The sequence below is a fragment of the Mycobacterium sp. UM_CSW genome, from assembly GCF_000455205.1.
Taxonomy (GTDB): domain Bacteria; phylum Actinomycetota; class Actinomycetes; order Mycobacteriales; family Mycobacteriaceae; genus Mycobacterium.
Map to the genome: position 1 here is coordinate 41,444 of NZ_AUWQ01000039.1, position 11,213 is coordinate 52,656.

Sequence of the window (11,213 nt, forward strand, 5' to 3'; positions counted from 1 at the left end):
CGTAACCGGGCGGTCGTTAGACAGGGAAAACGCAGGCCCGTTTATGACCCGTCAACCGTGGTAACCGAACGCCATGGGAGCCAATGACACGCCTGATCCAAAACAGCGCGACCTCGAGCCGTCGCGCGTGCGCCGCGACACCGGATACCTGACCACCCAGCAGGGCGTCCGCGTCGATCACACCGACGATTCGCTGACCGCCGGCGAACGGGGACCCACGCTGCTGGAGGACTTTCACGCCCGGGAGAAGATCACCCACTTCGATCACGAGCGAATCCCCGAGCGCGTCGTTCACGCGCGCGGCGCCGGGGCGTACGGCTACTTCGAACCCTACGACGACTGGCTGGCCGAATACACCGCCGCGAAATTCCTGACCACGCCGGGCACCCGGACCCCGGTGTTCGTGCGGTTCTCCACGGTGGCCGGCTCGCGCGGCTCGGCCGACACGGTCCGCGACGTGCGTGGCTTTGCCACCAAGTTCTACACCGAGCAGGGCAACTACGACCTGGTGGGCAACAACTTCCCGGTCTTCTTCATCCAGGACGGGATCAAGTTCCCCGACTTCGTCCACGCGGTGAAACCCGAGCCGCACAACGAGATTCCGCAGGCCGCCTCGGCACACGACACACTGTGGGACTTCGTCTCCCTCCAGCCCGAGACGCTGCACACCATCATGTGGCTGATGTCGGACCGGGCGCTGCCGCGCAGCTACCGCATGATGCAGGGGTTCGGCGTGCACACCTTCCGCCTGGTAAACGCCCGCGGCGAAGGCACTTTCGTGAAGTTCCACTGGAAGCCCCGCCTTGGTGTGCACTCGCTGATCTGGGACGAATGCCAGAAGATCGCCGGCAAGGACCCCGACTACAACCGGCGCGACCTGTGGGAGGCCATCGAGTCCGGCCAGTATCCGGAGTGGGAACTCGGGGTGCAGCTCGTGCCCGAGGCCGACGAGTTCAACTTCGACTTCGACCTCCTCGACGCCACGAAGCTCATTCCCGAGGAACAGGTTCCGGTCCGTCCGGTCGGCAAGATGGTGCTGAACCGCAACCCCGACAACTTCTTCGCCGAGACCGAGCAGGTCGCCTTCCACACCGCCAACGTGGTGCCGGGGATCGACTTCACCAATGACCCGCTGCTGCAGTTCCGCAACTTCTCCTACCTGGACACGCAGTTGATCCGCCTCGGCGGGCCCAACTTCGCGCAGCTGCCGGTCAACCGGCCGGTGGCCGACGTCCGCAACAACCAGCAGGACGGCTACTCCCAGCACGCCATCCCGCAGGGCCGGACCAGCTACTACAAGAACACCCTCGGCGGCGGATGCCCGGCGCTGGCCAACGACGACGTGTTCCGCCACTACACGCAGCGGATCGACGGCGCCGCGATGCGCAAGCGCGCCAAGTCCTTCGAGAATCACTACAGCCAGGCACGGATGTTCTGGAAGAGCATGTCGGCGGTCGAGGCCGAACACATCGTCGCCGCCTTCGCCTTCGAACTGGGCAAGGTCGAAGTGCCCGACATCCGTTCGGCTGTGGTGGCCCAACTCGCTCGCGTCGACCACGGGCTGGCCACTCGGGTGGCGGCGAAGCTGGGCCTGCCGGCGCCGCCCGACGAAGCCGTCGACGGCGAGGTCGCCTCCTCGCCGGCGCTGTCCCAGATCGGTGCCGCGAATTCTGCGGACAGCATCGAGTCGCGCAAGATCGCCGTGCTGGCCGCGGACGGCGTGGATGTCGTTGGAACGCAACGCTTCAAGGAGCTGATGGCCCAGCGCGGCGCGATGGTCGAGGTCCTGGCCCCCGTCGCCGGCGGCACCCTGCGCGGCGGTTCGGGCGGGGAGCTCCCCGTCGACCGGGCGTTCACGACGATGGCATCGGTCCTCTACGACGCGGTGGTGGTGGCGTGCGGGCCGGATTCGGTGGCGACGCTTTCCGAGGACGGTTACGCCGTGCACTTCGTGGTCGAGGCCTACAAGCACCTGAAGCCGATCGGCGCGTACGGCAAGGGGATCGACATGCTGCGCGCCGCGCACATCGATGCCCGCCTCGCCTCCGACGGCGACTCAGCCGCCGACGTGGTGAACGACCGGTCCGTCGTGACCACGAAGGCGGCCGCCGACGACTTCCCCGATCAATTCGCCGATGAATTCGCCGCCGCGCTGGCCCGCCACCGCTGCTGGGAGCGCCAAACCGACCCGGTGCCGGCATAACCGTAAAGGAGGAGAAACCATGCCGCGATCGTCGATCAAGAACGAGAAGATGTATCAGGATCTGCGCAAGAAGGGCGAGTCCAAGGAGAAGGCCGCACGGATCTCGAATGCGGCCGCGGGCCGGGGCAAGTCGTCCGTCGGCCGCAAGGGCGGCAAGGCGGGATCCTATGCCGACTGGACGGTCCCCCAGTTGAAGAAGAAGGCCAAAGAGCTTGGCATGTCCGGCTATTCGAGCCTGACCAAGGACAAGTTGGTCGCCAAGCTGCGCAACCACTGACGCGCTCTGCCCAGCCGGGGCCTTCGGACGTTGCGTGTGAATTGGGGTCCTTGCGTGTGAATCCTGGGCGGAAGAATCGCCGGAATCCCACCATCGGTGCACACGAAAAACCGCCAGCGCACCTCTCAACGCGGCTAGCCGGAACGCGACGAGCCAGTTAAGCCCAGCCGGTCGGCCAGCACCAAAAAGGCGACCGCGTAGTCGTTGTCGGCGGTCCGCGACCTGATCTGCTCCCAGTCCAGCCTTTCGCGGACCGCCCGGACCGGCGGCAGCAGCTTGGCGAAGTCGCAGTGATGTTCGTTCAGGGAGCGCAGCTTCTGGATGACCACCATGGTCGGCGGCAGCACCGGCATCGCGATCGCCAACACGTCGCGCTGTTCGGCGCAGTCCAGCGTCGCCGGCTCCACGCGCTCGCCGTTGATGCGGTGCAGGACGTCGACGACGGTGTCGCCGGTGCGCGCCTTGAACAACCAGTCCTCCGGGGGGTGTTCGATCGCGAATCCGGCGCCGGCGAGGGTGGCCTCGGCGCTGGCCACGTCGGTCTCGGCCACGACGAGATCCACGTCGTGGCTGGGCTCGGGCGCGCCGAAGGCCCACAACGCGTAGGTGCCGGCCAATGCGAAGCGCGGCCCGTTTTCCTTGAGCGCCGACGCCGCGCCGCGCAACGCCTCCCGCAGCTCATTGCAGGACACGCCCGAGGGGGTCTGGGTGGCTGTCATCGTGCATAGGTGATACCCCCCTTTCGGTGGCACAACCTGCCGCGGATTCGCGTGACATCGCTCGTCATCCGTTTAAGCGACCCTCACACTGGCAAATCTTGTGTTATGTCAGCCCCTGTCTTGCCCGAGTGCGACGGGGCTGCCGTCGTGATCGTGGGTGATCGGGTGTGACGGCGGGGTTGGTGCGGCATTGGCTCGAGTCGGGACGGCTCGAGCTGCCGTTGCCCGCCTCCGGGCGGACCGCGGAACGCTGGCAACGCCTGGCCCGGCTGGCCGAGGAGGACATCGTGGCGGCCCGGATCGCCGAGGCCCACGCCGACGCCGTCGCGATCCTGCACGAGCTGGGCGGCAAGCCGCCCGATTCCGATCAGCTGTGGGGTGTGTGGGCGGCCGAATCGTCCGACGATGCGCTGATCGCCACCAGAATCCGCGGCGGCGCGATCATCCTCAACGGCACCAAGGTGTGGTGCTCGGGCGCCGGGTTCTGCACCCACGCGCTGGTGACCGCCCGCCTCGACGACGGACGGTGCGGGCTGTTCGCGGTGCCGGTCACCGAACCCGCCGTCAAGGCGCTCCCGACCACCTGGTGGAACGTCGGGATGGCCGGAAGCGACACCAGGGCCGTGCAATTCACCAACGCACGCGCCGTCGCGGTGGGTGATCCCGACGACTACCTGACCCGGCCCGGGTTCTGGCACGGCGCCACCGGCGTCGCGGCCTGCTGGCTCGGCGGTGCGCGGCGGGTCGCGGAGCCGTTATACCGCTGCGCCACAAGCGATTCCGCCGACGCCTACTCCCTGGCGCACCTGGGTGCAGTGGACGCCGCCCTGGCCGCCGGAGAGGCCATCCTGACCACCGCGGCGATGCAGATCGACACCGATCCGTTCGACCGGTCCAATACCGCTCAGCTGCTGGCCCGTCGCGCACGCACGGTCGTGGAACACGCGGTCGACGAGGCCATCACGCGCACCGGCCGCGCCCTGGGGCCGGGCCCGCTGTGTCAGGACGGGCGGCACGCCCAGCGCGTCGCGGACCTGACCATCTACATCCGGCAAAGCCACGCCGAGCGGGACCTGGCCGAGCTCGGGCGCCTCGCCGGGCGCAGGCCATGAAAACCCTGCGGGCGAGCAATTGCGCCAAGTTTGCGGCCAAGCCGCTGACCCGCGGCGGCACGCCGGCGCCGGTGTGGCTGGCAGCGCTGCACTCCGAACCGCTGCCCCCGCTGGACCTGAGCGCGTGTCCCGGGTTGGTCGTCGTCGCGGCCCACCCCGACGACGAGACGCTCGGACTCGGCGCGACCACCGCGCAGCTGGTCGCGTCGGGCGTTGACGTGCAGGTGATCTCGGTCACCGACGGTGGCGCTTCCCGACCGGGTGCGACGGCGCGGGAGCGGACCCGTTGGGAGATCACTCGTAGATACGAACTTTGCCGGGCCGCAAGTATTTTGGGGATCCCCGAGCCGGTATCTCTGGGGCTGCCCGACGGGAACCTGGCCGACCACGAGGACAAAGTCGCCGACCTCCTCACCGGCATTCTCGACGCCGCCGCGCCCGGGACGTGGTGCGCCGCCACCTGGCGGGGCGACGGGCACCCCGATCACGAGGCCGTGGGGCGCGCGGCCGCGGAGGCGTGCCGGCGCACCGGCGCCGCCTTGCTGGAATATCCGGTGTGGATGTGGCACTGGGCCAGCCCGGCCGACCCGACGGTGCCCTGGCACCGCGCCCGGTCGGTGCCCGTGCCCACTCGGGCGCTCGCCCGTAAACGCCTCGCCGCGCATTGTTTTCGCAGCCAGCTCCAGCCGGCCGCCGGCGGGGCGGCGCCCGCCGTCCCACCGTTCGTGCTGCAACGGCTCCTCGCGGTGGGCGAGGTGGTGTTCCGGTGACCACCGCGGCGTATGCCGGCGTCGAGGATCCCCGGCCGCTGCCGACGCCGTGGTACCAACAACGCAGGGACGCCATCACCCTCGCGGTGCTGCCCGACCGCCGGTATCGGCACGCCTTGCAGCCGGGCTGCTCGACCGGGACGCTGACCGCCCAGCTGGCCGCGCGGTGTGATCGCGTGACCGCGATGGATGTGGCCGATGCGGCGCTGCGCAGCGCGGACGCGCGGCTGCGCCGGGCGGGCAGCCGGGATCGGGTGACGCTGTACCGATCGCCCCGGGACGCGCCGTGGCCGCCCGGGCCCTTCGACCTGCTGATGCTCAGCGAGGTCGCCTGCGGCTTGGAGGCCGACACGCTGGCCGCGGTGTTGTCCCGCGAATGCCCGCGGCTGCGGCCGGGGGCGAAAGTCGTTGCCGCACACTGGCGCCACCCCGTGGCGGACCACCCCCTCACCGGCGACGCGGCCCACGCCGTCATCGCGGAGACGCCCGGGCTGACGTCCGTCGCCCGCTACGGGGACCGCGATGTCGTCATCGAGGTGTTCGAACACCGGTGACGGCGGCCCGGGAGTGGGTATCGAAGAGGGTATGCGCGTAGCGACCTTCAACATCCTGCACGGCCGCACCGTCGGAAACGGGGTGGATCCGGCGCGGCTGCGGGACTGCGTGCGCCGCCTGAATCCCGACATCCTCGGGTTGCAGGAGGTCGACTGCGATCAGCCGCGGTCCGATCGCGCCGACCTCACCGCGGTCGCCGCGGACGCCATGGGCGCCGTGGAGCATCGGTTCGTTGCCGCGATCTCCGGCACGCCGGGCGCGACCTGGATGGCCGCTACGGGCAAGGAACAACCCGGCACGGCGGCCTACGGGATCGCGCTGCTGTCCCGGTATCCCGTGGCCAGCTGGCAGGTGGTGCGATTGCCCCGTATTCCCATGCGGTTTCCCATGTATCTGCCCGGACCGAACCGGGTGATGGTCGTCGACGAGGAACCGCGCGCCGCCGTCATCGCGCAGCTGCACACCCCGTGGGGCGGCCTCACGGTGGCCAACACGCATCTATCGTTCGTGCCCGGCTGGAATCGGCGCCAGCTGCGCCGCCTGATCCACGACCTGCGCGGCTTCCCGGGGCCGCGGCTTCTCACCGGTGACCTCAACATGACGCCCGACGCGGTGCGCCGCTGGTCGGGCATGCGGCCCCTGGCCGCGGCCGCAACCTTTCCCGCCCAAGCCCCCAACCGGCAGCTCGACCACATCCTGACCGACGACCCCGGCCTGCGCGGCGGCGCCGTTCAGTCCGAAGTGATGCCGATCTCCGATCACCGGCCGCTGGTGGTCGACCTGGAGCACGCCTGAGCGCTCAGGCCCAGCCCATCGCGTCGAGGCGCCGCTGGACCCGGTCGACGTCGTCCGGCGCGGGCAGCTCGTCGGTGACCCGGAGGATCTCCGCCCCGACGTCGGCGTCGTCGATCGGACGGCGCCCGGTGAGGGCGGTCGCGATGGTGGTGACCTCGTCGTCGCACACTCGCCGCGGCAAGAGCGCCAGCACCGGCGCGTAGCCGAGGGCCGGCGCGCCGCTAGGGTAACCGGCGCGCAGAAACGCGATGATGCTCGACACCGTGTCGCGTAAGACCATCCCTAACCTCCAGCCGCCACGCCGGGCGGTCTTGCCAGGAATAACCCGTCGTTTCCGTTTGAAACCCAAGGGGCCCGGTCCGACTGCCGGACCGGGCCCCAGTGGAGATGGCTTACTGGTTTTCCTTCTGGCGCTCTTCGGCGGCCTGGGCGCCCGCGCGCGCCGACTCGGCTTCGGCTTCCTTCTTGCCCGCGTCGCGCTGGGCGTCGGCCTTGTCCTGCTGAGCCTGTCCCTCTTCGACGAGGTCGTCGCGACCGGTGACGGTTCCGCCAACCTCCTTGACCTTGCCCTTGACGCCTTCGACGGTGCCCTTGACGGCCTCTTGTGGTCCGCTCTTCTGATCGCCCATTGGTCGACCTCCCTCTCGGTGGTTACGTCTTGATTCGCATCTACCGGCTTCCCGCCCGGCGCAGGGCCAAACACCCTCGCCCGGTTGCGGGCCGAGGGTTTCGCTGTGCGGACTCGTTCGTTTGAAAGCGGTAATTCCGGGTAGTTACTGCCCCCGACTGCTCAAGGGGGTGGAGTCACTGAGCACCATCGCTGTCATAGGGGCGACCGGCACGGCCGGGTCCCGCGTCGTCGCCCGGCTGAAGGCCCGCGAGGTCGAGGTCGTCGAGATCTCCCGCGCTCACGGCGTCGACGTCATCTCGGGGCGGGGGTTGTTCCAGGCACTGGCGGGGGTCGACGTCGTCATCGACGTCTCCAACCCGATGCCCGCCGACGGGGGGTCGAACATCACCCAGACGGTGGCCACCGCAACCCGCAACGTCGTGGGAGCGTGCGCCGCCCGCGATGTGCAGCGGCTGGTGGTGTTGACGGTCGCCGGAATCGAAGATCCCTCATTCGACGGGTTTCCGTATTACGAGGCCAAACGCGCCGCCAAGGAGCTCGCGCTCGACGGTCCGGTGCCGGTGACCCTGGTGAAGTCCACCCAGTGGTACGAGTTCGCCACCAACCCCGTCGCGGTGAGTTCCCGCGACGGGGAGGTGGTCGTCCAGGACTGGCTGATCCAACCCATCGCCGTCGACACCGTCGCCGACGTGCTGGTCGAGGCGGCCCTGGCGCAGACGCATCGCCCACGCACGATCGCCGGCCCGCAGGCCGTCCGCCTGCCCGAACTGACGTCGAAACTGCTCGACCGGCGCGGCGACAAGCGCCGCGTGCGCGCCGTCCCGCCCGCGCTCGGTGCGCTCGCCACCGGCGCGCTGTTGGCGTCCGACGGCGCCATCGTCGTCGGCCCCGACCTCGACACGTGGCTGCACTCCCTTTCATCCCCTGGCGCGGACGGCGAGTCGGCCGCGGACGGCGGTGATCCACCGACGGTGCTGCGAACGCGGGATCTCTCCCCCACCAGCCGTTAGGCCCCGCGTGCAAGGTCACGGTTGCGTCACGATCGGTGTCACGATTGGTTAAGAACCGGGCCCGTTCTCTAAGAATTCTCATCATTGGCGGTCGTATTTATTTGCTCACTTAGCGAAAATGTGGCTCATGGGGCGATCGGGCCGCGCGTGGTTCGCGATGTTCTGTTTCGGCGAACGCGGTCCCTTTTGGCTTCCGCTACCTTGGTTTTCGAGGATCGGGAGCCTCTCTGAGAGAAATCAATTGATCAATTTCGAAGGACAAGACTGATCATGAAAAACAGCAGTATCGTCGCGCGCCGGCGAGTTGCCGGCATCAGCGCGGGCTTCCTGCTCGGGGGATTGACTGTCGGCATCATCGGCGCCCCGTCCGCGGCCGCAGCGCCCGATTGCAGCCCCGGCGGTGTGAACGCCACCGTGTCGTCGGTCCAGGGCGCGGCGGAGCAGTACCTGGCCGCCCACCCGGACGCCAACCAGGTGGTAACGGCCGCCTACGGCCAGCCGCGACCGGAGGCCGAGTCGAACCTGCGCGGCTACTTCACCTCGCATCCGCAGCAGTACTACGACCTGCGCGGCATCCTGGCGCCGATCGGCGACACGGAGCGGCAGTGCAACGTCAAGGCGCTGCCGCCATTCCTGGAGTCGGCCTACCAGGAGTTCATGGCCGGCTGACCCCCGCCGAGAGACGACCCGCCACAACGCCGTGGCGGGTCGTTTCGCGTGCACCGCCGGCGGGTATTGAGCGGGTACTTGTGCAGTCAGCCAACGGGACTGGAGGCAACCATGCGGCTGCGTCGCAGCGATCTGGCCAAGCCGGGGATCGCACGCAAACGACGGGGCAAGGGCTTCGCCTACTACGACCCCGAGGGCAACCAGCTGTCCGACCCGGACACCCTGGCACGCATCAAGGACCTTGTCATCCCGCCCGCATGGAAGAAGGTGTGGATTTCGCCGGATCCCAAGGGCCACATTCAGGCCGTCGGCACGGACGCTGCCGGGCGCCGGCAGTACCTCTATCACACGGCCTGGCAGCAGGAGCGGGCCGAGGAGAAGTTCGACCGCGTGCTGGAACTGTCGGTGCAGTTGCCGCTGTGGCGGGCGCGCATCGCCAAAGACCTGACGCGCCGTGGCTTGACGCGCGAGCGGGTGCTGGCGGTCGCGCTGCGCCTGCTCGACCGTGGCTACTTCCGCGCCGGCGGTGAGCAATACGCCGAGGAGCACGAGTCCTACGGATTGGCCACCCTGCTGTGCAGCCACGTGACAGTGCGCCGCCACGCGGTCGCATTCGACTTCCCCGCCAAGAGCGGGGTGCGGCGCACGGTGGAAATCGAGGACGCCGAAATCCTTCGCGCGGTGCGCGCCCTGGTCCGCCGCCCGCAGCGCACCGACCGACTGCTGGTGTGCCGTACCGGATCCGGATGGGTCGACATCCGCTCCGACGACCTCAACGCCCGGTTCAAGGAGATGGTGGGCGACCAGTACACCGTCAAGGACCTGCGCACCTGGCACGGCACGGTGCTGGCGGCGGCTGCCTTCGCCGACGCGGACCCGCCCGTGTCGCAGCGCGTGATCAAGCGCGTTGAGTCCGCGGTCATGAAGGAGGTCGCCGAGGAACTCGGCAACACCCCCGCGGTGGCTCGCGGATCCTATGTCGACCCGCGCGTCGTCAGCGGCTACGAGCAGGGCCTGACGATCCAGACGGCGGTGCGCCGAGCCGAACGCGCCCGTCGACCCGAGGCCAAACAGGAAATCCTGGAGAAGGCGACCCGCATGCTCATACGACGAGTTGCCAAGGGCCACAGCACATCCGGAGCATCACAGCTGCCCAAAACCGCGTGATCCGACGCGTCGCGGCGGCCGACGCGGTCATATCCAGATTGCGAAGTGTTTCTCGCGCGACGAGCTGGGCGGCCGCCAAACGTGCCAGGACAACCGGGGGGCGCTGGCCGCGCGCATGCGACCGATGCCACTGACATTTCGCACAATGGACGGCGGCGGGATGCGCCGCGACACCCGGTCCGTCGTCCGTTCGCTTGAACGTGGTTGCACGGGAATATAACTGGCGCACGAATGCGCTGAGTGACGCGCTCCCCGAGGGAGGAGACGGCGGCAGAAACGTCGTTTATGTAATGACCTATAGGGTATTTCGCTCGCCATGCTCGATTCAGGCTCCGCGAAGAACGTGCTGCTGTGGCACGTCCATGGGTCGTGGACACAAGCGTTCGTCGCGGGCCGCCACCGGTATTTGATTCCGGTGGCCGACGACCGCGGCGCCGACGGGATCGGGCTGGCCGGGCGAAAGTGGCCCAACGCGCGCGAGATCGCGCTCGGCGAACTGGCAGGCCAGCACATCGATCTGGTGGTGTTGCAGCGTCCGCACGAGGCCGCGCTGGTGGCCCGGTGGGCGGGACGCCGCGCCGGCACCGACGTGCCCGCGGTGTACGTCGAGCACAATGCCCCGCGCCCGTTCGCCGAGCGCAGCCGGCATCTTGTCGCGGACCGCGGCGACATCCCGCTGGTTCACGTCACCGATTTCAACCGGCTGATGTGGGACAACGGCCGGGCGCCGACGCGGGTGATCGATCACGGCATGGCCGATCCGGGCCCGCGCTACACCGGCGACGTGCCGAGGGCGGCCACGATGATCAACGAGCCACAGCGGCGCGGGCGCACCGTGGGGGCCGACCTGCTCGAACCGTTGTCGGCATACGCGCCGACCGACGTGTGGGGCATCGGCACGGAGTCGCTGTACGAGAACCGTGGCGGCGTCACCGGGCGCGGTGACGTTTCGGCCCCGCAGCTGTGGGACCAGATCGCCCGGCGCCGTGTGTACCTGCACACTGCCCGCTGGACGTCGTTGGGACTCTCGCTCATCGAGGCGATGTTCCTCGGGATGCCGGTGGTCGCCGTGGGCACGACGATGGCGCCCCTGGTGGTGCCCGGCGAGGCGGGCGTCGTCGCCGCCGACGTCACCACCCTGGGCGGCGGACTGCGGGATTTCATGAACGACCACGCGGCCGCGGTGGCCGCCGGGAAAGCGGCGCGCGAATTCGCCACCGCCCGCTTCGGGCTGGACCGGTTTCTCGCCGAATGGGACGAAGTGATCGCCGAACAGTGCAGTGAATTCAGAAGGAATCTCAATGA

13 protein-coding genes are annotated in these 11,213 nt (G+C 69.0%); 10 read left to right on the top strand and 3 right to left on the bottom strand.

The features are described from left to right. Positions 1-73 precede the first annotated feature (73 nt). Entirely contained in the window at positions 74-2,203 is a 2,130-nt protein-coding gene (locus N415_RS15750; RefSeq protein WP_068183538.1) for a catalase, read from the top strand. A 19-nt stretch (positions 2,204-2,222) separates the two neighbouring features. Next, positions 2,223-2,480 (top strand): Rho termination factor, encoded by a 258-nt coding sequence (locus N415_RS15755; protein WP_068183541.1) that lies wholly within the window; start codon positions 2,223-2,225, stop codon positions 2,478-2,480. A 134-nt stretch (positions 2,481-2,614) separates the two neighbouring features. Here N415_RS15755 and N415_RS15760 read toward each other — a convergent pair whose 3' ends face one another. Continuing rightward, positions 2,615-3,199, bottom strand: a complete 585-nt coding sequence (locus tag N415_RS15760) for a nucleotidyltransferase (protein ID WP_068183544.1) — start codon at positions 3,197-3,199, stop codon at positions 2,615-2,617. A 167-nt stretch (positions 3,200-3,366) separates the two neighbouring features. Here N415_RS15760 and N415_RS15765 point away from each other — a divergent pair, with 167 nt between their 5' ends. From N415_RS15765 to N415_RS15780, 4 genes are read left to right on the top strand one after another with little or no spacing between them, the layout of a single operon-like run. Next, the gene (locus N415_RS15765) at positions 3,367-4,311 is read left to right on the top strand and encodes an acyl-CoA dehydrogenase family protein (RefSeq protein WP_068183547.1); all 945 of its coding nucleotides are present in this window, start codon (positions 3,367-3,369) and stop codon (positions 4,309-4,311) included. Then, on the top strand, positions 4,308-5,081 hold the full coding sequence (locus tag N415_RS15770) for a PIG-L family deacetylase (RefSeq protein ID WP_068183549.1): 774 nt from the start codon (positions 4,308-4,310) through the stop codon (positions 5,079-5,081). The genes N415_RS15765 and N415_RS15770 overlap by 4 nt, the downstream gene beginning before the upstream one ends. Continuing rightward, positions 5,078-5,635, top strand: a complete 558-nt coding sequence (locus N415_RS15775; protein ID WP_068183551.1) for a class I SAM-dependent methyltransferase — start codon at positions 5,078-5,080, stop codon at positions 5,633-5,635. The genes N415_RS15770 and N415_RS15775 overlap by 4 nt, the downstream gene beginning before the upstream one ends. A gap of 31 nt (positions 5,636-5,666) precedes the next feature. Next, a complete protein-coding gene (locus N415_RS15780) occupies positions 5,667-6,431 on the top strand; it encodes an endonuclease/exonuclease/phosphatase family protein (RefSeq protein ID WP_068183554.1) in 765 nt (254 codons plus the stop codon). 4 nt (positions 6,432-6,435) lie between these two features. Here N415_RS15780 and N415_RS15785 read toward each other — a convergent pair whose 3' ends face one another. Together N415_RS15785 and N415_RS15790 are read right to left on the bottom strand one after the other, a co-directional pair. After that, positions 6,436-6,711 carry a DUF3349 domain-containing protein gene (locus N415_RS15785; protein WP_068112193.1) on the bottom strand — a complete coding sequence of 92 codons (276 nt, stop codon included), beginning with the start codon at positions 6,709-6,711 and terminating at the stop codon, positions 6,436-6,438. Between the two features lie 112 nt (positions 6,712-6,823). Further along, positions 6,824-7,060 (bottom strand): general stress protein CsbD, encoded by a 237-nt coding sequence (locus tag N415_RS15790; protein ID WP_068183557.1) that lies wholly within the window; start codon positions 7,058-7,060, stop codon positions 6,824-6,826. Between the two features lie 169 nt (positions 7,061-7,229). Here N415_RS15790 and N415_RS15795 point away from each other — a divergent pair, with 169 nt between their 5' ends. From N415_RS15795 to N415_RS15810, 4 genes are all read left to right on the top strand, one after another. Continuing rightward, on the top strand, positions 7,230-8,072 hold the full coding sequence (locus N415_RS15795) for an NAD(P)H-binding protein (protein WP_068183562.1): 843 nt from the start codon (positions 7,230-7,232) through the stop codon (positions 8,070-8,072). A 270-nt stretch (positions 8,073-8,342) separates the two neighbouring features. Further along, positions 8,343-8,741, top strand: coding sequence for a heme-binding protein (locus N415_RS15800; protein ID WP_068183564.1), 399 nt, complete (start codon positions 8,343-8,345; stop codon positions 8,739-8,741). 111 nt (positions 8,742-8,852) lie between these two features. Further along, positions 8,853-9,908, top strand: coding sequence for a DNA topoisomerase IB (locus N415_RS15805; protein ID WP_068183567.1), 1,056 nt, complete (start codon positions 8,853-8,855; stop codon positions 9,906-9,908). A 316-nt stretch (positions 9,909-10,224) separates the two neighbouring features. Continuing rightward, the coding region (locus tag N415_RS15810) for a glycosyltransferase (RefSeq protein WP_068183569.1) at positions 10,225-11,213 on the top strand (989 nt) is incomplete at its 3' end.

What these genes read in the sequence shown, in the direction of transcription:
- N415_RS15750 (WP_068183538.1), top strand. Translation starts at nt 74, where the DNA reads ATGGGAGCCAATGACACGCCTGATCCAAAACAGCGCGACCTCGAGCCG.
- N415_RS15755 (WP_068183541.1), top strand. Translation starts at nt 2,223, where the DNA reads ATGCCGCGATCGTCGATCAAGAACGAGAAGATGTATCAGGATCTGCGC.
- N415_RS15760 (WP_068183544.1), bottom strand. Translation starts at nt 3,199, where the DNA reads ATGACAGCCACCCAGACCCCCTCGGGCGTGTCCTGCAATGAGCTGCGG.
- N415_RS15770 (WP_068183549.1), top strand. Translation starts at nt 4,308, where the DNA reads ATGAAAACCCTGCGGGCGAGCAATTGCGCCAAGTTTGCGGCCAAGCCG.
- N415_RS15780 (WP_068183554.1), top strand. Translation starts at nt 5,667, where the DNA reads ATGCGCGTAGCGACCTTCAACATCCTGCACGGCCGCACCGTCGGAAAC.
- N415_RS15785 (WP_068112193.1), bottom strand. Translation starts at nt 6,711, where the DNA reads ATGGTCTTACGCGACACGGTGTCGAGCATCATCGCGTTTCTGCGCGCC.
- N415_RS15790 (WP_068183557.1), bottom strand. Translation starts at nt 7,060, where the DNA reads ATGGGCGATCAGAAGAGCGGACCACAAGAGGCCGTCAAGGGCACCGTC.
- N415_RS15800 (WP_068183564.1), top strand. Translation starts at nt 8,343, where the DNA reads ATGAAAAACAGCAGTATCGTCGCGCGCCGGCGAGTTGCCGGCATCAGC.
- N415_RS15805 (WP_068183567.1), top strand. Translation starts at nt 8,853, where the DNA reads ATGCGGCTGCGTCGCAGCGATCTGGCCAAGCCGGGGATCGCACGCAAA.